The organism is Chryseobacterium artocarpi (assembly GCF_001684975.1).
Lineage (GTDB): Bacteria > Bacteroidota > Bacteroidia > Flavobacteriales > Weeksellaceae > Chryseobacterium > Chryseobacterium artocarpi.
Genome location: NZ_MAYH01000012.1, coordinates 432054 through 453064, shown reverse-complemented (window position 1 = coordinate 453064; position 21011 = coordinate 432054). Strand labels below are relative to the sequence as shown.

Sequence of the window (21011 nt, the reverse complement as noted above, 5' to 3'; positions counted from 1 at the left end):
TGATTAGTTTTTATAGTTGTACTTCATTTCCTTCAGCACTTTTCCATCCACATCCACTACTTTCTCAAGCCTGTTTGCGGAATCATAAAGATATAATTCCCTGATCCCTGATGGTGGAGTGATGCTTCTTACTCCAATCAATGGATCATAAGTATAGGTTGTAATATGAAAACCAGTAAGGTTAGGATTATTTTTGAAATCATTTAATGCTTTGAGTAAAATTGTCTCATCATTATTGGTCCCAACAACTCCTGCATCTGTGTCAGAAGCATTAACAATATCATTAATATAGGGTAGAATCTGTTCATAATTAGCTCCTTCAACCTTAGCAATTGGTAATGTATTATTATATCCCCAAACAATAGATACAGGATTATTGCTGTTTCCATTTGCATCGGGTTTAGAATTATATTGGAGAAGATTTCCGGTAATAGGACTATATAATTTGTACAATATATCCGTAGCTAGAATATTTTTTTGAACATCAAGACTAGATACACTGATAGGCAATGGTAACCCTGCTGTTTTATTAGCTTCAGTATCAGAACTTGGATAAAGAATTACTGTTTTTGAAATAGTTTTTCCTATATCTGCTGAGTTTAGTTTTTTAACTACAGTTGTTTCCATAGGAATACCAATCATATTTTTATTAATTAAAAACTGATTTCCTTTTTCATGTGCATATTGATATGTTGTTTCCTGAATCGATTTATCAGGAAAAGTAATCTTCTGCAATGTAGGCTGAATATGAGAAGGATTATTATAAAGATATTCTGTCTCTGTTCTTAATAGTTTTCCATTCATGTTTTCTTCTACAATCTCTCTGTCTTTATTTACCTGAGCTGATACTAATTTTTTACCATAAAACTCAAAATTTGCAGCAGCGTTTCGTACAGAACCTCCGCAACCTAAATAATATTCGGGGCTGGTAGCAAAAAACTGATAACTCATCTTATGAAATTCATTTGGCTTAGTTGGTGCTGTAAAATCCAAACCTGATTCTATTTGTTGACTCGAAGGTGTTTGAATAAATGAATAATCATTGGATATAGTTTTGAGAGGAACAGGATTTCCTCTTTCAAAGATCTCCTGTTTTTTTATAAATCCCCTTTTCCAGGAATTATCATTGAACAAAAGATAAGGAGTATCATAATATAGCTTTCCATCATCCTCATCATAGAATGTATAAATAGTCTTTCCATTATCAATCCCATTATTTGTGATACTTTCTGTAACTTTAGAATAAAATACTGAAGCACCATTGTACCCCAATATATCACTGATTGATGTGCTATAGTATTTTGCGAGATTAAAATATTTATCAAGTACTTTACATAAGTAAGGAGAATATCTAAAACTATATCCACGTTCTAATTCATACGCAATTGGTCTGTCATAGATCTTCCCTGTTGAAATATTATTTTCATCATTGTAATTAATACTTTTAGTAAAAAGTGGATTTCCATTATGATCTTTTGAGATAACCTTTGCAATTCTAACACCTCCAACTGCTAAATTTTTTCGTCCTGAGTTTGTTACCACATCTTCTTCAGCATACAAACGTATATAAGGATCTGAAAGTCCACGTGCCGATAAAGTCATAGAATATGAACCTGGTTCTAGAATGAGATCAGCTTCCCCTCTACCTGTCATCGGAGGTAATGGAATCATTACATTTCTTGTTTTATCAGTTATATCATAAAATACTTGAGCTTCTGCTGTCTGTCCTCCTTCCTGAAAAGGAATATCATAGGTTAGCAAGAATTTAGTACGTTTGGGTACTTCGAAATTTTCAGTTTTATTAAAGTCACCATTATTTGATTCTTCATAACTATAAAAAATTCCAATACTTGTAACTTCCACGCCATACTCCTTATAATAAGGTTCATCATAAGTATTATTTTCATAAAAGAACTCATCACTTCCTTTTGTAGGGTAAATAATTTCTTTCAATAAGGTGGTCTCACTACTACCCAAATTAGGTTTTTTCCCTCCGTAATAGTAATACATTCTAAAATCTTTAAAATTATATCTACCACCACCGTCTCTGCTATAATACCCCCAAAAGTCCTTACTTTCATTATTCTTTTCAGGTATTGATTCCTCATTATACTTGAATGAATATTGTTTCTCATTGATCTTAACTGAATTAAGCTTAAGCCATGTTGTTCTATCATTCATAAGATTTCCGCTATTCATAGACAGAAAATAAGACTGATCAAACTCTGCTGCTGTAAAGCGATTTCCTCCATCCTGAATTTTAATTTTATCCAAGGCTGCAATTTTTCTTGTAAAATCATTTTTTACATCTACACGTGGGGTACTTTTATATTCAAAAGAAACTTTTGTCTGTGCATTCACTTTAATCTCCTTTAAAATGGGAAGAGTGTGTTTGGTAACTTTAGAGGAGTATTCAACTTCAAATGAATTAGAATAAAGTTCTGTTGGAATATCATAAACATCTTTAGTACTTCCCTTCATGTATGTAGTCGCATTATCATAAGCATAATCAACATAATCATACAGAAAATCAATAACATCAGTTTTTGTCTTAATTTTTGAGAGATAGAAATTATTATAGATCAGATTTCCACCGCTATAAGGATAATAACCGTTCAACATTTGCATATCCGATTGTAAGGTAACATCATCCTGAATAGCATATTCATAAATATTACCCTGGATATCTGTTATAATAAATTTAAGACCATCAAATTGTATTTTTTCTTTTCCTACAGGCATTTGCTTTCCATTAAAATCTTTATCTAAAAAGAATTTACTACTCTTCCCGGGATAAGAAAAATGAAAAATATCCGGTTCTGTATCTATACCACTTACAGGATTTCGCATAAAAGTACCTTGTGCTTCCAATCTTGCATTAGAATTATCTCTTAAAAGAGCATACTCTGGATAATTGACCGCTCCTGGGTTTACAAAATCTACTTTTACTGGTGCATCTACAGGAAATCCATTAGGAAAAGCTGAATACTCTTTTGGTGAATGAAGATCATCCAAACCATTTACCTTATGCGAAATCTTCCCTCCTACTTCCAGATCCCATCCTAATCCAATATTAGATGCATTATCACCAGATTTAAATCCTGTAGATGTATAATTAAGAGTAATTGGGATTTCGAAATCTCTAACCTTTAATGTGTATATATTTAAAGGATAATTAATTGCTCCGGAAGAATAGTTGATCGGAATATCAACTCTTTTTACCAATCCTGACATTTCAGGAGTAGTAGGAACTATATTTTTTATATTTCCCAATTGGGCATAAAAACTCTGAGTAGCTAATAACGAAGCTACAAATATTATATTTTTTCTCATGGTTATTTCTTAATCAGCTTCGCATTCGCTGTTTTGTTATCATTAGTTTTTATAGTAATCAGATAAGCTCCCTGTACCAAAGCCTGAGTATTAATCTTAGTCACTCTATTCTTCGTTTTCAAGTTTTGTAACTGCCTCCCGCCCATATCATACAGCATAACATCAGCTTCCTTAAAATCAAAGCCGATTTCTACATAAGCATAATCTGTAACCGGATTTGGATAAATTTTGATGTCATATTTTTCAATCAAGTCATTCACCTGCTTATCACCTAGTTTTATGATTTTCCAATTTTCTTTACCTAATTCTTCAGCACTGGTTCCGGCAAGAATAATAGAGCCGTCTCTGTTTAGTTTTAAATCTGAAAGTCTTTCTTCTCTTTTTCTGGATTCGCCTTTCACATGTTTTCGCCACTGTTCATTGCCGTTTCCATCAAGATATAGCATCCAGAAAGTTTCATCATCCGTTTCTATTCTTCCTTCGGCTTGAGTATAGCCACCTAATAAAATTCCTTTTGAAGACTTATCATCTGCCGAATGAATTACGCTCATTCCCATCAAAACATCCCTGTTTTTAAAGTTGTAGGATTTTTGCCACTGCTCGTCGCCTTTTTCGTTCAAAGCTATCAACCAAAGATCTGTTCCTTCTTCAATTCCTACTGTTTTGTTTCCTGATCTATCTGATCTGGATTCACCGCCAATAACATAACCATTGGAGATTAAAGCTAGTGTTCTCAGGTGATCATCTTCTTTTCCTCCATAGTTCTTTTCCCATTCTACTTTGCCATTTTTATCTAGTTTTACGATCCAGTAATCGCCTTCCCCGAAGTTGTCGGTTTGTTTTGAGGTTGCAGATATTAGGTTGGAGGTTGCAGTAGCTTTTGTCGAAAATTGACTTTCTGGATTCTGAACTTCGGAGCCTCTAACCTGAGAGCTTCTTGAATATATTCCCAGTAAAGCTCCGCCATCTCTGGTCGGAATCATTTTCTCTACTTCATCCAGACCTTTTCCTCCAAGGATAATTTGTGAGATTTCTTTACCGTCTTTATCAAGCTTAATGATCAATACATCTTTAGAACCATAACCTTTCGCTGAGTTTTGAACATTACCAGCAACAATAAAGCCCTGATCCATAGTTTGGATAACCGATCTCGCTTCTTCATCGGAAGAGCTTCCCAAGGTTTTCTGCCATAATTCATCCCCAAATTCATTGATTCTGATCAGCCAGATATCCGATCCGCCTTTTGCTTCACCTTTTTTATCCAGTCCTTTTCCTGAATAAGAAGTTCCACCCAAAAGGAATCCTCCATCCTGCGTTGTGACGGTTGATGATAAATAATCGTGGTTTTGTCCTGAGAAATATTTTTCCCATGCCTGCTCGCCTTGCTGATTCAATTTAATCACATGGAAATCATAACCGTTATTCTGCTTACTTTCAGCCTCCAGCTTCCCGCTTCCTGACTGAATAGCACTTCCTGCGATAAGATATTGCTGATCAATGGTGGTCGTTACCTGACTTAAGAAATCCTGAGTAGAGGATTTGATGTCCTTCTGCCAGAGAATTTCCTGAGCGGACACACTTAAAACCGTACATAATGTATATGCACCAAGATAGATTTTTTTCATCCTTTGTATTTTTGTGTTTTTAATTCAATAATTATTCTTAATTAATCGCCATAAATATATTTATTCTAATGCACCAATCACATAAAAATGATTTAATACTTATATTTTCAATAATTAATTTATTTATATCATTATCAATCTCTTTTCACAAAAGTATATCCAGAAAACGTCAAAACTTGACGTATAATTTATATCAGTTGAAACCATAAAAAAAGAAAAAAAAGAGTACCCAAATCATATCTCCAACTCAAAAACAAAATTCAAAACCTTCAACAATGATTCCCAAAAAATTTCTATATTTTTGTTATAAGAAAAACAATCATATGAAGAAGATTTTAATTGCGTCAATCCTAATAACCAGTCAATTAAGCTGGGCTCAATTTACAGACATCAATATTGTAAAGGAAGTAAAGGTTAAAAATAAAGGCGTAGTAGTATCTGCTCATCCTTTGGCAAGTGAAGCCGGGGCAAAGATCCTGAGAATGGGAGGAAATGCTTACGATGCTATTACGGCTACCCAATATGCATTGGCTGTAGTATATCCTCAGGCAGGAAACATTGGAGGGGGCGGATTTTTAGTGGGGGTAAAAAACAGTGGTGAGAAATTCACGCTGGATTACAGAGAAACCGCTCCTAAAAAAGCTTCAAGAGATATGTACCTCGATAAAAAAGGCAAAGCAGACACAGATTTATCCCAAAACGGAAGACTTGCTGTAGGTATTCCGGGAAGTGTTGCCGGCTTTTTTGCGACTTTGAAATACTGTAAACTTCCGATGGAAAAGATCATTCAACCAGCTATTGATCTTGCAGAACAGGGATTCGCTATTACAGAACAAGAAGCGGATATGTTGAACAACAACAGAGAGCATTTTAAAAAACATAATAAATCTGCCACGATATTTGTAAAGGACAACCCTTGGAAAGCTGGAGATCTTTTAGTTCAGAAGGATCTGGCAGAAACTTTAAAATTGATTCAAAAGCTTGGAGCAAAAGGATTTTATGAAGGGAAAACAGCAGATCTTCTGATTGCCGAAATGAAAAGAGGAAACGGAATCATCACCCTTGAAGACCTTAAAAACTATAAAGTCGCAGAAAGAAAAGCTTTAGAGTTTGACTATAAAGGAAATAATGTCGTTTCAATGCCTTTACCATCAAGCGGAGGTCTTCTCCTCGCTCAAATGTTGAGAATGGCTAGCTTTGAAAACCTTGAAAAATACCAACAGAATTCTACAAAAGCCGTTCAGATCATGACCGAAGCAGAAAGAAGAGCTTTTGCCGACCGTGCAGAATACATGGGTGATCCAGACTTTATCGAAGATAAAACACCCTACCTTATTTCTGATGAATATTTAAAAAACAGATGGAAAAGCTTCAGTTTTGATAAGGCAACACCAAGTTCAGAAGTAGGAAAAATCATAGCACAACCTAAGGAATCAACACAAACCACACATATCTCTGTTCTTGATAAGGATGGAAATGCAGCTTCGGTAACCACCACTCTGAATGGATATTACGGAAGTAAAGTCTTGGTAACAGGCGCAGGTTTCTTTTTAAATAATGAAATGGATGATTTCTCCATCAAACCAGGTGTTCCCAATATGTTTGGAGCAGTAGGCGGAGAAGCAAACTCTATCCAGCCTAACAAAAGAATGCTTTCTTCCATGACGCCTACGATACTTCTTAAAAATGGAAAACCTTATATGGTTGTAGGAACACCGGGAGGAACCACTATTCCGACATCTGTTTATCAATCTATTGTAAATGTAGTAGATTTTAAACTGAATGCCAACATTTCCGTAAATGCACCGAAGTTCCACCATCAATGGCTACCGGAAACCATAAAGGTAGAAAACAATTTCCCTGAAAGCACAATCGCTGAACTGGAAAAGAAAAATTATACTATTGAGAAAGTAAAACAAATCGGAAAAACTGAAATCATTGTCCTGGATGAAAATGGAAACATTCATGCTGTGGCAGATGGTCGTGGCGACGATTCTGTGGCAGTAGAATAAATAACATTACTTCCAATACATTATACAGCTTCGGCTTCATTCCTTAGACAGAGAGATCTTTCGAATGAAGCCGAAGTTTTTTATATGCTATCAAACTTAACTAGCAGATCAATTTTCATGACTTTTGTCAGTTTTTTAGATGAAATTTCTTAATTTTCGCCCTTAAAAAAACAAAACGACTGTTCATTGAAAACAAAACCTATACACAATCAACTTTATTTTCAGGTAATTGTAGCCATCACGGCTGGTGTTTTACTGGGAAATTTTTATCCTGAACTGGGAGAAAAAATGAAACCTTTAGGAGATGGTTTTATCAAATTGGTAAAGATGATCATCGCTCCGGTGATTTTCATTACCCTTACGTTAGGGATCACCCACATGACAGACCTTAAAAAGGTGGGAAGAATTGCCATAAAAGCAATGATTTACTTTTTTACCTTCTCTACTCTCGCTCTTATCATTGGGCTTGTGGTTGGAAACCTTCTACAACCAGGACATGGTCTGAATATTGACCCGGCAACCCTTTCGGGAAATGTTTCAGAATATCAGCAGAAAGCTCATGAATCTACTCTCACAGGATTTATCATGAATATCATTCCCGAAACCCTGTTTAGTCCATTGGTAGGTGAAAATATTCTTCAAGTTCTTCTTGTTGCTATTTTAATGGGAGTTGCATTGGTTTTAACAAAAGAAAAAAGTCAGAAAGTAACTGATTTTCTTCAGGATTTGTCAGCTCCGATATTTAAAATTGTTCATATTTTGATGAAGCTTGCTCCCATAGGTGCTTTTGGGGCTATGGCATTTACCATAGGAAAATATGGGCTTCACTCTATTCTGAATCTTATATTCCTGGTTGCTACATTCTATATTACGTCTATTCTTTTTGTGATTTTGGTATTGGGAGCAGTGGCTTGGTATAATGGATTCAATATTTTTAAACTCTTATTTTATCTGAAAGAAGAGCTTCTTTTAGTTTTAGGAACAAGTTCTTCGGAATCTGCTCTTCCGGGAATCATGGAAAAAATGGAAAAAGCAGGCTGCTCACGGGCTATTGTAGGTCTTGTAGTTCCTACGGGCTATTCTTTTAATCTTGACGGAACGAATATTTATATGACCCTTGCCTCTCTGTTTATCGCTCAGGCACTCAATATTCATCTGCCTATTGAAAAACAACTGATACTTCTTTTGGTAGCTATGTTAAGTTCAAAAGGTGCAGCTGGTGTTACCGGTGCAGGTTTTGTGACATTAGCCGCAACATTGGCTGTGGTTCCGGAAATACCAATTGCGGGAATGACTTTAATTCTTGGAATTGATAAATTTATGAGTGAATGCCGCGCCTTAACGAATGTGATTGGAAACTCTGTCGCAACTGTTGTAGTAGCAAACTGGGAGAAACAACTGGATAAAGAGCAACTGCAATATTGTCTGGACAATCCACATAAGATTGAAAAGGAATTGGAAGGGTGATCTCAAAAAAATGAATATCCATCGTCAATTTTGCTTCGCAAGTGAATAATGAATATAAAAAAACAACTTCAATTGCTTCAAAGCATAAATTTAAACTAAAATATTCAAGCTTGCAGGCTGAACTTTTACATGAATAGGTGATTCAATCTTATTAAACTCACCGTCAAGATGCCAGTTTTTTGTATTTACTTTGAATGAAATCTCAGAAACAGGAAGATACGTAACGTATTCATCATCCTTTAATCTTTTGGTAAACATTCTGAAAGCAAACAATGCAGAATAGGTCAAAGGAAATTTTTTCACCAAAACCATATCAACCAATCCATCACTTTTACTTGCTTTAGGTGCAATATAAGCGTTATTCCCAAACTGACGGGTATTAGCAATATTCAGCATTAGGTATCTGCCGTTGTATTGTTGGTACTGCTCTTCAAGAAAGGTTACTTTTATTGGTTTATAATTAAAGAATGTCTTCAGCGAAACTTTAATATAGTTTTTGAAACCACGGCTGGTTTTTTCAAATTCCTTTACTACTTTTCCATCGAAACCAGTTCCTGAAACATTGATGGAAAGCCTATCGTTTACTGTAAATGTATCGATCTTTCTGGACTGTTTTGCTTTAATTTTTTCTAGAAGCTCATCTAAATTTTTACTGAAACGAGTCTCATTGGAGAATCCATTTCCTGAACCGGCGGGGAAAATAGCCAGAATTTTATCCGTAGAAATCAGGTTTTTTGCGACGGTAGAAATTGTACCATCACCACCAATAGCAACAAAAATATCTACCTCATCAAAATGGGTTTTGATGAATTCGTCTGTCCCCGGAATAGATTCGGAGACATAATAGAGAGGATTACCAACTTTATTTTTAAGTTCGTTCAAAAACGGCTGATAATTCTTTTTTGCCGAAAAAGGATTGATGATAAAAGCTACTTTTTCCATTAGCACAAAAATAGAAAATGCTTCCTGAACCCGGAAGCATTAATTTACTTAATTTTCATTCTTTCTTTAAATTCTTCATTTAAAGTTCCTTTCAACTCCTCCCATGAGATAGGAATGACGATATCACCTGCTGCATAAGCGGTAATTTCATAGGGGCTGTAATGAAAATAAAGATTTTTGTCATCAAAATAGAAGTTATCTGATGCTGGGATTTTTTCAACCAACAGCATTTCTGAGTTTTTCACTTCTCCATCTGCATCAGATGCGTTGCCTTTTGTTTTATCAATATTTTTCATTAATAATGCTTCAAGCTTATTGTTTGGCATTGATGTAATATCTTTTAACTCCAGTTTTCTATTCTTTTTAAGATCAAAAACTCTTTCTGAAAATCCATATTCGCCATGAGCACCTCCAATATACGCTTCTGCTGAATACTGAATATGCATATAATCATTGGCATTGGATTTCAATTTCATATTAGAATGTGAAAACCATTCCTGAACATGACCAAGATCTGAATACAGTTCATCATCTTTTTCCATAGAAATGAAATATTTATTTTTCTCTTCTTCCAGGTATTTTTGCAATCCTGTTTTAGAGAAATCACTCAATCCCTTTTCATTAAAATAGATGCTATCCAACAGTGCTTTATCTTTTAAACCAGGAAACACCAATAGCTTTGAACTGAAAGTAACGGACAATGAATCACCAACCTTTGTAGAACCTTCCGTTTTTACAGAGTCTACAATAAATTCATCAGACTTTTGATTTTCCGTTTTATGGGTAGGTGTTTCAACGGTTTCTTTTTTCTTACAGGCAGAAAAAACAAAGAATGAAGAAAGGGCTAAAATGGCAACGGTGTTTTTCATAATCATAATTTGGGATATTGAATGCAAAAACCATTCAAAAATGAATGGTTTTAAAAAATTATTCTGTTTTTATTTTATTAAACTGAAAATATTAAGACTTCTTAATCAAACTAATTACCTGATTTTCGTGTTTTGAGGCAACTCCCCAAATTTGTTTGAATGCAGGATAATAATCTTTAGGATAATCTGCGCTGGAAATTTTTGTAGTGGAAGTTACTTCCAGCTTGTTTCCTTTTTGCTCAATAACATAGCTGTATTCTATTTCTTTATCTTCTGTAACAATCTTTTTATTCTTAGGCATTTCTTCGATCGTATAGCCTTCAGGAATCTCAAGTGTTACTTTTTTAATTTTTGTTGTGGGAGAACCAAAATCAATCGGATATTTTCGGGCTTCGGTCTGGTCAAATTCATTGGATGTCTTGCTTAAAAACAGCATCGGATTGATGATCATCTTCTTCCCTATTCTATCGATTAAATTGTTGGAAGAGAATTTCATTGTACTTTCAAACTCTCCGTTATCCAATACTTTTGAATCAATACCCGTGAAATCTATTGAGAAATTTTCTTTGTACTGTTTTTTATATTTTTCAGCATTTTCATCATAATTATCTTTCACGTACATAGCAAAAGCTCCTGTATCTTTATCGGAATATGAACCGGAAATACTTCCATCATCATTGATTTTTGCATCAACGGTAAGATAGGTATTACTTGGCTTCATATTCGTCATCTGAATCTGCACCGCTTTATTCTTCGTCAATAAAATCCCATACTGATTCCAGTGTCTTAAAGGAAGTTCGTCCATAGAAGACTGTTTGGAAGTGGCATCATAAATATGAAAATGCTTATCTATTTCTACGGATGCAAGTACAAAATTCATATTGGAAACATTGGGAGACACAAGATTGATTAATCCGTTCTCTACGGTGGAAATCATCAATGGATCTGCCTTAATTCCAGCTTCACGGAAAAGCATGATAAGGAACAGATTGATCTCTGCAGCATTTCCGATCTTGGTTTCCAATAGCTTTTTGATTCCGTTTTCGGTGTAAACTCCTTTATCTTTATTCCAGGTAAATGTTTTTTGGACGTAAGAAAAAATAGCGTTGGCTTTTTCAAAGTCTGTTTTCATTTCCATTACACCTGCCGGCATATTTTCTTTTGCTAGCTTGGTTTTCTTTAGCTCGCCTCCAAAGTCTTCATTTTCATAAAGTCTTTTACTGATCTGGTCCCATGATGATGAGTAAAGCTTAAGCTGACTGAAATTGGTAGAGTTCAGCTCGGCACTTATTTTTGTTCGGAAATTATTGTCGTTTCTTATAAACTTTTCAGTTTTAAAGCCTTTCACATTATCATACCCGAATCTAAACGTTTTATACTGAGAGCCATAAATGTTTTGCTCTTCTATTACTCTGTATTTTGGAGCAAGTTCTCCTGTATAATTGATGTTGTAAGCAATATTAAGAGGTGCATCCAAAACATATTCCGTATAAATGGATGGGGTATCTGTTTCAACTAAGACCTCAGGAATGATGAATAAAAAAGGGGATACAACATCATATTGATATTCCAGCACAGAACCGTTTTTCACATTGGGAAAAGCAAACTTCGTCATTTGTACATATTTACTTTCCTTACTTTTATATTGTGAGCTTTTTTCTACTTTTACGGGAACTACAGTTCCATTTTCAAGGTTATAGGTAAAAGCCTTGAATTTACCGAGAGTTTCTTTATCTCCGTTCATTTGATACAAAGGAACTTCAAGATTCAACCAGTTTTCTGCTTTATCTTTATCATAAATTTTTACTCTGTAGAAATACTTCTTGTGCATACTTCCGGTAGAAGTATCAATCATAAAATGAACAGATTTGTAAAGGATTTCCGCCGGAGCATTTTCATCCAGCAAAGACTTAGGTTTTGAAAGATCAGCATCAGAGAATTTCGGAGGATTCAAAAACTCATGTTTCTGTGCCTTGATCATCATGATATTTGCTGAGCAAATGATTATTAGTATTATTTTTTTCATCTTTATATTTTTGTGATAAGTACTTTAGAGTTATCCATGTTTAATATTTTCTTTCTGAAAGAGACATATTCATTGTATTTTTCTTTTGAATAGGTTCCTTTGTTGACCTGAATTTTTCTTGTTACTTTTAAGTCTTCTCCATTTTTAATAAAACTCAGTTTATAGTGTCCAAACTCGGAGTTTATCGCAATATCGGCAGGGGTTTCATCTATTTTATATCCTTTAGGAAGGGTAAATCCTATTTCATATTCATCTTCAAAAGATTGTCTGATCTCAAAAGGAAGCTCACGGTTTTCTTCTGTTTTATAAATATTGTCTGAGAATATAGGAACGGCTCTGAAAATAAGACTGTTTCCTGCATTTTTGGAGTAATTATTGGTCTTAAAATCTATATCAAAAGTAATGACCGCCTTATCTTTATCATTAAGAAAGTTTTTCATTTCAACTTTTTCAAAGTTTAAAACATCAAACCTTCTTTTCAAGGCATCATTTTTTTCTTTAGGGTCAAGGTTCACAAATCTCAGATTATCATCATATTGGTTTCCGGTATAAAAGAAGTTTCCTTCTCCTGTAATACTGTTATCCTCTCCTATTTTAATGGTAAGCTTTTGTTTTTCTTTATTTTTATCAGCCTGATATGAAGGGGTATTAATGAGTTCTATCCCTGTTTTCTTTACAGAAAGCACATTTCGGTCTGTTGTATTGTACCCCAAATGATTAAATGCCGTTTGCTGTGAAGTATTTTCAAGCCAGATATTACCATTTTCAGTAGGAACCATCAGAATAGCGTGATTTCCTCCCATTTTAGGAAAATCCGGGTCGAAAGATAGTTGTGAAAGACCAGAATTGATCACACAGTAATAAGAAGGTATTCCAGCCTCATTCAACAATGTTTTCATATAATTGGTAAGTCCTTTACAATCTCCATATCCTTTTTTATGTACTTCTTCCGGCATCATCGGAAGCCAGCCTCCAATTCCAAGCCCTACATAAATGTATCTGGTTTTGGTCTGCATGTATTGGTAGATCTTTTTCACCTTATCTTCTACGGACCCCTGAAGTTGTAATGCTGCAACTTCTGCTTTAATCGCGGGTGTAGAAACAGCAACCGGCTCTACAAGATTATTGTAATACCAGCTTCCGAAATCTGTCCAATTATTCAATGTTCCCTGTCTTCCGGCAAGGTTGAATTTTGTAAGAGCAAAGCTTACATTGGGTAAAATTTTAAGAGGTTGTGGAATTAATAAAGCATCATCAATTGCCGGAACATTTTTATAGGTATATGTCTTTTCGTTTCCATTACCCGTTTCAGCTACGGAAGCATAATTGTATTTTGAAGGATAAACTTTTGTACGCAGGTCAATCCCAGAAGTATTAATAACCTTCATCTGCCCTTCTTCCAAAGAAGTATTGGTAGAATAAAACGGTACAAAATCAGGAATAAAAATAGTATTCTTATTTTCCGACTGATATGAAAAATCTATTGTGTAAGGATACTGAACCGGTGTATATGAAAAAACCATCACTCTGTTATCAGAATAAAATACACCTTGCCTGTTATTTGCAAAATCATTAAAATCAGACTTGGAGTAACTTTTTATTTTTTTACCTGCCTCATCATAAATCGTAACCTTAATATCAGAAATACTTGTTGCTTTATCATAAGGAATATAAGCTACAGCTTTCTCGTTTCCATCTTTATTTAAAACAGTGGTAACAGTATTGTATTGATATTTTATTTCATCAATTTTATTGATCTGAACGGTGGTAAAGTCCTTTCTGATAACAATATTGGCGTTTTTCTTTAGATTTTCCGGAATAGATGCAACAGGATAGCTCTGTGCAAAGTACAATGAAGCAGCAGATAAAGCTCCAAGAAGTATTATTTTCATCATGGTTATTAAACTACACAAAAATAATAAAATCTTAATAACTGTTAAAAATAACTTAAAAAAAATATATTAAATTCAAACAAAAAACATATATACGATTAAAAATCAAGAATTTATATTCAAAAATCAAGAATTATTAGATATAGAAAAGACTCCACAGCGTGGAGTCTCTCATAATACTTAAAAAAAGTACTATCCTAAATCTACCTTAGTATAAGTTATGAAACTCTCCTACAAAACTAATTATAGAAGAGTGGCTGAATGAAAACATTCCAGACAATGTTATTGTATTGCCCAAGAATAATACATTCTGTAACATGAGTGTCACTTTTATTATCTGCAGTTTCAAAATTACTATAAATAGAGATTTAAATATTTCAACATATGTAGAAATAATTATACATCATCGTCAAATAAATTCGACAATCTGCTATTAGCCAAATTTTAGAATATAAAAAAGACCCCATTACTGAGGTCTTTCTATTTCTGTTTTTTTGTTAATTAATCATTAGGAATTCTCTTACTGTCATAAGTGTCACTACCAAGTCCTAAAACAGGAATGAAAATGAAGCCAAAAAAGAACAGTAAAATAGTGTAAATAGGAGTTTCTTTGGCAAAGCCTTTAGCTAATCTATCATCTATAACCCAAAAAGCATAGATATTGACAAGCGGAATACAGCATAAAATGATCCACCATATTGGTTTCTTTACAATATCCAGCAATACGACAGCATTGTAAATAGGAACAAAAGCTGCCCACGCATCTTCTCTTCCTGCTTTTTTAAAGATTTTATACATGCAGTAGCCATAGAAAAGATACACCAAAAGGCTCATGAACATTGATCCGATACCTAGTCCTGCAGCTGCTGCACCGGAAACAGCATCTACTCCCTCATAAGGGTCTGTTTGTAAAAGAGTTAACATATTATTATTTTTTATTGGTTAACCCAAATATAAAAAAAAGCTCCTGAATAATCAGGAGCTTTTTACATATTTTTAAAAATGATTATGCATCAATTTTTGCATATTTTGCATTTTTCTCAATAAATTCTCTTCTTGGCGGAACCTCATCACCCATTAACATTGAGAAAACACTGTCAGCTTCTACAGCGTTATCAATAGTTACCTGCTTTAAGATTCTGTGCTCAGGATTAAGAGTTGTTTCCCAAAGCTGCTCTGGGTTCATCTCTCCAAGACCTTTGTAACGTTGTACTTCAACACCTTTTCCATCCGGAGACATTTCCAAAGTAAATTCTTCACGCTCTTTTTCGTTATAAGCGTATACTTTCTTGTTACCTTTCTTCAATAAGTATAAAGGTGGTTGAGCAATATAAATATATCCGTTCTCAATAAGCTCCTTCATATATCTGAAGAAGAATGTAAGAATAAGAGTTGAAATGTGAGATCCATCGATATCGGCATCGGTCATGATTACGATTTTATGATATCTTAGCTTAGCCATATTTAACGCTTTGCTGTCTTCTTCTGTTCCTACAGAAACACCAAGAGCTGTATAAATATTTCTGATCTCTTCGTTATCATATACTTTGTGAAGCATAGACTTCTCTACGTTCAGAATTTTACCTCTTAATGGAAGAATAGCTTGGAAGTGTCTGTCACGTCCTTGTTTAGCTGTTCCACCTGCGGAATCTCCCTCCACAAGGAAGATTTCAGATTCTGCTGGGTCTTTGGATGAACAGTCGGACAGTTTCCCTGGAAGTCCAGAACCTCCCATTGGAGATTTTCTCTGAACCATTTCTCTTGCTTTTTTAGCTGCCTGTCTTGCTTTAGCTGCTAAAACCACTTTCTGAACGATCTGTTTTGCTTCAGTAGGGTTTTCTTCAAGGAAATTCGTTAACATTTCCCCTACAATTTTATCTACAGCACCAGAAACTTCAGAGTTACCTAATTTTGTCTTGGTTTGTCCTTCAAACTGAGGTTCCATTACTTTTACAGAAACCACGGCAGTTAATCCCTCACGGAAGTCATCTCCTGTAATTTCTACTTTTTCCTTCTGCGGAATCCCTAAATCATCAGCGTATTTCTTAAGAGTTCTCGTTAAAGCACGTCTGAAACCTGCTAAGTGAGTACCTCCTTCGTGAGTGTTGATGTTATTTACATAAGAGTGAAGATTCTCATTAAAGGAAGTATTATAACGCATAGCTACTTCTACCGGGATATTATCTCTTTCTCCTTCCATGAAAATTACGTGCTCCATAATAGATTCACGGTTTCCGTCGATATAAGCAACGAATTCTTTCAATCCGCCTTCAGAATGGAAAACTTCTGTTCTGAATGATCCGTCTTCAAATTTCTCTCTCTCGTCAGTAAGAGTAATTGTAATTCCTTTATTAAGGTAAGAAAGCTCTCTTAAACGGCTTGCTAACGTATCGTAGTTGTATACTAATTCAGTAAAAATAGTATCATCCGGCTGGAAGAACTGTTTTGTACCTCTTTTATCACTGTTTCCGATCTCTTCTACTCCAGTTTGAGCTTTTCCTTTTGAATATATCTGCTGGTAAACGTTCCCGTCTCTGTAAACAGTAGTGATCATTTCGTTGGAAAGTGCGTTTACACACGATACCCCTACTCCGTGAAGACCACCTGAAACTTTATAAGAATCTTTATCGAACTTACCTCCGGCTCCAATTTTCGTCATTACAACTTCAAGAGCAGATTTTTGTTCTTTTTCGTGGAAGTCAACCGGAATACCTCTACCGTTATCGCTAACCTCGATTCCGTTTCCTTCTTTAATGGCAACGAATATCGTGTCACAGAATCCTGCCAATGCTTCGTCGATAGAGTTATCTACTACTTCATAAACCAAATGGTGAAGACCTCTTAATCCTACATCACCAATGTACATTGAAGGACGCATACGTACGTGCTCCATTCCTTCCAATGCCTGAATACTACTAGCTGTATATTGTTTTTGACTCATATTAAATATTAAAAATCTTGCTATATGCAAAGACTTACAAATATCGTGATTTTTTTCGAGGTATGAAAGTTAAAAAATGTCAAAAAAATGTAGAGTTAAAAACAAAAATAAGCAGACTTTGTCTGCTTATTTTTGTTTTTAACTTATATCTATTCTATCTAAGGGGTATTCTTTTTAATTTTAAACACATTTTTCAATTTATAACCATAGCTGAATCTATTTTCTTTCTTGGTCAGGTTTACTTGTACTTCCATTTTATCTGGATACAGAAAAAATTCCAAATAATTAATTTCATTTTTTTTCACATCAATATCTTCTACTTGTTGTTTACCTTTAAGTGTATCATAGTATTCTCCTAAAAATTTAAAATCTGACGACGTACTGTCGAAATGAGGAGTTACTTTAAATATAAGAACATACGTTTTCTTCTCAAAATCATACGTTAGATTCTGTTCAATTTTTTCAATAAAAAAAGAAATATCAGATTGATCATTCTTCTTTTTTGCATAAAAAAATTCATTAGGCAGGACCAGTTTTATGTCTTTTTCCATTATATTCAGATCTCCTCTCGGAAGAACATAATCATTGGTCATATTCTGCAAAGACATATTACCTAATGATCTGAAGAAACGATCAATATTTTGTCTTGTTACATTTTCATCCTTATCTTCAATATAGGCTTTATAAAGAGCCAGTGTACACTCGTCACCCGAAGTCTGGGCATTAATATCTTTACATAATTTTGTCAACAAACCTGGTGCAAACTCATCAACCTTTTCTTCAACATTAATTTTGTTTGCCTTATTAATGTCTCTGATCAATTGAACATATTTTGAAATTTTACTGTTTGCAGGAGTATCCATCATATTTAAAAAATGAGCAAGAACCTGTTCATCGGTCATATTTCTACAAATAACCATATACAGAAAATTGGTCACATTATTTCGGGGATTGTAAGTGGCAAAGTCTACTGTTCCAAAAGCCATTTTCCATGTATTATTATTCCGAACCGTAACTGTGGAGATATTCTTTCCCATCAGCTGACTATTCATCTGTGGAACCAAAACAAATCCGGTATTCAGGAAGTCATATTTTCTATTTTCAAAAAAGATAAGTTCCAAAGAATTAAAACTACTGTCTCTTCCACTGGAACGCTGAAGATTTTGGTAATATACTTCACCAGCAATTCTTCGTCCTTCGTCAATAAAAAAATTATATTCTGCCGGAAGATTCACTTGTTCACCCTGAGGCATGTAAATCCCCTTTAATCCGTTTCTATACTGAGCAGAAGAATATGTGTAAAATAGAAAAAAAGCTATAAAAACTCCTTTATTTAAAAATTTCATGGTTAATAATTCAATTAAAATTCCTGCAAATATGATGTTTTTTCCCGGGGTGTAAAAGTAAAAAAGATGGAATTCTCCCTATCCCCTCTCAAATAATAGCCAACCAATAAAAGATTCAAAATTAAAATGTATTGTTGAAATAACAACTGTTTTAAATCATACTCAACATCAATAATTTATGCGTAAATTTATTTACTGAAAAGTTGATATTATGGATGATTTTATAGCTGCCCGCGCCCAGATGGCGCTTTCTTTGGGCTTCCATATCATATTCTCCTGTGTGGGAATGGTAATGCCTTTCTTAATGGCTTTTGCCCATTGGAAGTACCTAAAAACCAATAATGAAGTATATAAAGGATTAACAAAGGCATGGAGTAAAGGAGTGGCAATTCTATTTGCTACCGGAGCTGTTTCAGGAACAATGCTTTCTTTTGAACTGGGACTTTTATGGCCTGGATTTATGAAACATGCCGGTCCTATTTTCGGAATGCCTTTTTCACTGGAAGGAACAGCCTTTTTTATTGAAGCCATTGCTATTGGTTTCTTTTTATATGGATGGGATAAGTTCAATAAGTGGTTTCACTGGTTTTGCGGATTTCTTGTAGGGGTAAGCGGACTTGCTTCGGGTATTCTGGTGGTAGCAGCCAATGCCTGGATGAACTCTCCTACCGGATTTGATTATATTAATGGACAATATCTTAATATAGATCCTATAAAAGCAATGTTCAATGATGCGTGGTTTCCACAGGCACTTCATATGACGGTGGCTGCATTTTGTGCGACAGGATTCGCAGTGGCTGGTGTTCATGCCTTTATGATCATGCGAAAAAGAAATGTTGAATTTCATACCAAAGCTTTCAGAATTGCTGTAGGTTTTGCCCTTATCGGAGCTTTTGGAGCGCCTTTGAGCGGTGATATTGCAGCAAAATCTGTAGCAGAAAGGCAACCTATTAAATTGGCAGCCATGGAAGCTCATTTCGAAACAGAAAAAGGTGCTTCATTTGTTATTGGTGGAATTCCTGATGAAGAGAAAGAAGAAATAAAATATGCTGTTAAGATTCCTAAAGTATTAAGTTTTCTTGTAAGCAATGATTTTAATTCTGAAGTAAAAGGGCTTAAAGATTTTCCAAAAGACGAATGGCCACCGATTGCGGTAACTCATTATGCCTTTCAGATTATGATTTTCTTTGGTGTAGTTATGATCTGTATCGGATCAATATATCTATATGCGTTCTTCTTCAAAAAGGAATGGCTTACTAAAAACTGGTTATTAAAGACCTTTTTAATCGCAACTCCATTTGGTTATATTGCATTAGAAGCCGGATGGACTGTGACCGAAGTAGGAAGACAACCCTGGATCATCTATGGAGTAATGAGAACAATAGATGCGGTAACACCAATGCCGGGAATACAATATTCGTTCTATTTCTTCACCGCAATCTTTGTGTCTTTATCCTTAATTCTGGTTTTCCTTTTAAGAAGACAGATCCAAATGGTTCCGAAACTTTACGACCCTACAGACGCTCAGTTTAACGATAAAAACAAAAAATCATGATCTACATTGTTATAGGCTTTCTCTGGCTTTCCATCTGTCTTTATGTTATTCTGGGCGGCGCTGACTTTGGTGCCGGCATTGTGGAGCTTTTCACGAATAAAAAAGCCCGTCATAAAACCCATGAAATCATGTATGAATCCATTGCTCCTGTATGGGAGGCAAATCATATGTGGCTCATCATTGCCATTGTAATACTTTTTGTAGGGTTTCCTGAAATTTATACAACAATGTCTACTTATCTGCATATTCCATTGGTATTAATGCTTTTGGGAATCATTGCCAGAGGAACTGCATTTACATTCAGACATTATGATGCTGTAAAGGATAACTGGCAGGTTTTATATACTCAGATCTTTTATTATGCAAGTCTATTAACTCCATTTTTCTTAGGATTAATAGCTGCAGCAACAGTTTCACATTCCATTAATCCGGATGCAAACAACTTTTTAGATCTTTATATTTACAGCTGGCTAAATTGGTTCGGTGTTTCTGTAGGTTTATTTACCGTGGCTTTGTGCGCTTACCTTGCCTCTATTTTCTCATTGAGAGAAACCCGCGGTAAAGATGAGTTATTACTCATGATCAGAAAATCAAAACAGACAATGATTTTTGTTGTGGTAACAGGAATTCTTGTATTTGTCACTGCTTATATTTCAGACATTCCTCTTTTGATGTGGGTATTTTCAAAACCTTTGGGAATTATGGCTATTGCTTTTGCAACCATTGCTTTACTTCTTATTTTTAGAGCAATGAACAAACAAAAACTACTTCCTGTACGTGCTCTTGCTGGTTTTCAAATCGTAATGATCCTTGTTGCAGCAACGTATCAGCATAATCCGGATATTATTTTATTAGGAAACGGACAACATTTATCACTTTTAGAGCATATGGCACCTGAGAAAACAATAGCAGCCTTGGGATGGGCGCTGATGCTGGGGTCGTTATTTATTCTTCCGTTTTTATTTTATCTGATGGCTTCTTTCAGTAAACTGAGAAAATAATA

Annotated in this window: 13 protein-coding genes; 4 read left to right on the top strand and 9 right to left on the bottom strand. The window is 34.7% G+C overall.

All coding sequences use genetic code 11. The features are described 5' to 3' along the window. Positions 1 to 3: 3 nt before the first annotated feature. Positions 4 to 3333, bottom strand: a complete 3330-nt coding sequence (locus tag BBI01_RS06520; RefSeq protein ID WP_065393864.1) for a hypothetical protein — start codon at positions 3331 to 3333, stop codon at positions 4 to 6. Between the two features lie 2 nt (positions 3334 to 3335). Further along, positions 3336 to 4958: a T9SS type A sorting domain-containing protein gene (locus BBI01_RS06515; protein ID WP_065393863.1), complete on the bottom strand. Its 1623-nt coding sequence runs from the start codon at positions 4956 to 4958 to the stop codon at positions 3336 to 3338. A 323-nt stretch (positions 4959 to 5281) separates the two neighbouring features. On the opposite strand from BBI01_RS06515, the gene ggt reads away from it, so the two are divergent. Continuing rightward, on the top strand, positions 5282 to 6970 hold the full coding sequence (gene ggt, locus BBI01_RS06510; RefSeq protein ID WP_065393862.1) for a gamma-glutamyltransferase: 1689 nt from the start codon (positions 5282 to 5284) through the stop codon (positions 6968 to 6970). Positions 6971 to 7156: 186 nt separating this feature from the next. Then, a complete protein-coding gene (locus BBI01_RS06505) occupies positions 7157 to 8437 on the top strand; it encodes a dicarboxylate/amino acid:cation symporter (protein ID WP_065393861.1) in 1281 nt (426 codons plus the stop codon). 90 nt (positions 8438 to 8527) lie between these two features. Here BBI01_RS06505 and BBI01_RS06500 read toward each other — a convergent pair whose 3' ends face one another. From BBI01_RS06500 to BBI01_RS06470, 7 genes are all read right to left on the bottom strand, one after another. Continuing rightward, complete coding sequence (locus tag BBI01_RS06500; protein WP_065393860.1) at positions 8528 to 9379, bottom strand: diacylglycerol/lipid kinase family protein; 852 nt, start codon at positions 9377 to 9379, stop codon at positions 8528 to 8530. Between the two features lie 44 nt (positions 9380 to 9423). Further along, entirely contained in the window at positions 9424 to 10248 is an 825-nt protein-coding gene (locus BBI01_RS06495) for an RsiV family protein (RefSeq protein WP_065394143.1), read from the bottom strand. A 91-nt stretch (positions 10249 to 10339) separates the two neighbouring features. Beyond that, positions 10340 to 12274, bottom strand: coding sequence for a transglutaminase-like domain-containing protein (locus BBI01_RS06490; RefSeq protein WP_065393859.1), 1935 nt, complete (start codon positions 12272 to 12274; stop codon positions 10340 to 10342). Between the two features lie 2 nt (positions 12275 to 12276). Continuing rightward, a complete protein-coding gene (locus BBI01_RS06485) occupies positions 12277 to 14169 on the bottom strand; it encodes a DUF3857 domain-containing transglutaminase family protein (RefSeq protein WP_065393858.1) in 1893 nt (630 codons plus the stop codon). Positions 14170 to 14667: 498 nt separating this feature from the next. Then, the gene (locus tag BBI01_RS06480) at positions 14668 to 15090 is read right to left on the bottom strand and encodes a DUF5684 domain-containing protein (RefSeq protein ID WP_065393857.1); all 423 of its coding nucleotides are present in this window, start codon (positions 15088 to 15090) and stop codon (positions 14668 to 14670) included. Positions 15091 to 15172: 82 nt separating this feature from the next. Beyond that, positions 15173 to 17107, bottom strand: coding sequence for a DNA topoisomerase (ATP-hydrolyzing) subunit B (gyrB, locus tag BBI01_RS06475; protein WP_065393856.1), 1935 nt, complete (start codon positions 17105 to 17107; stop codon positions 15173 to 15175). A gap of 158 nt (positions 17108 to 17265) precedes the next feature. Further along, positions 17266 to 18453 carry a hypothetical protein gene (locus BBI01_RS06470; RefSeq protein ID WP_065393855.1) on the bottom strand — a complete coding sequence of 396 codons (1188 nt, stop codon included), beginning with the start codon at positions 18451 to 18453 and terminating at the stop codon, positions 17266 to 17268. A 211-nt stretch (positions 18454 to 18664) separates the two neighbouring features. On the opposite strand from BBI01_RS06470, the gene BBI01_RS06465 reads away from it, so the two are divergent. Then, positions 18665 to 20008 carry a cytochrome ubiquinol oxidase subunit I gene (locus BBI01_RS06465; RefSeq protein WP_065393854.1) on the top strand — a complete coding sequence of 448 codons (1344 nt, stop codon included), beginning with the start codon at positions 18665 to 18667 and terminating at the stop codon, positions 20006 to 20008. Continuing rightward, on the top strand, positions 20005 to 21009 hold the full coding sequence (locus BBI01_RS06460) for a cytochrome d ubiquinol oxidase subunit II (RefSeq protein ID WP_065393853.1): 1005 nt from the start codon (positions 20005 to 20007) through the stop codon (positions 21007 to 21009). The genes BBI01_RS06465 and BBI01_RS06460 overlap by 4 nt, the downstream gene beginning before the upstream one ends. Positions 21010 to 21011: the final 2 nt, after the last annotated feature.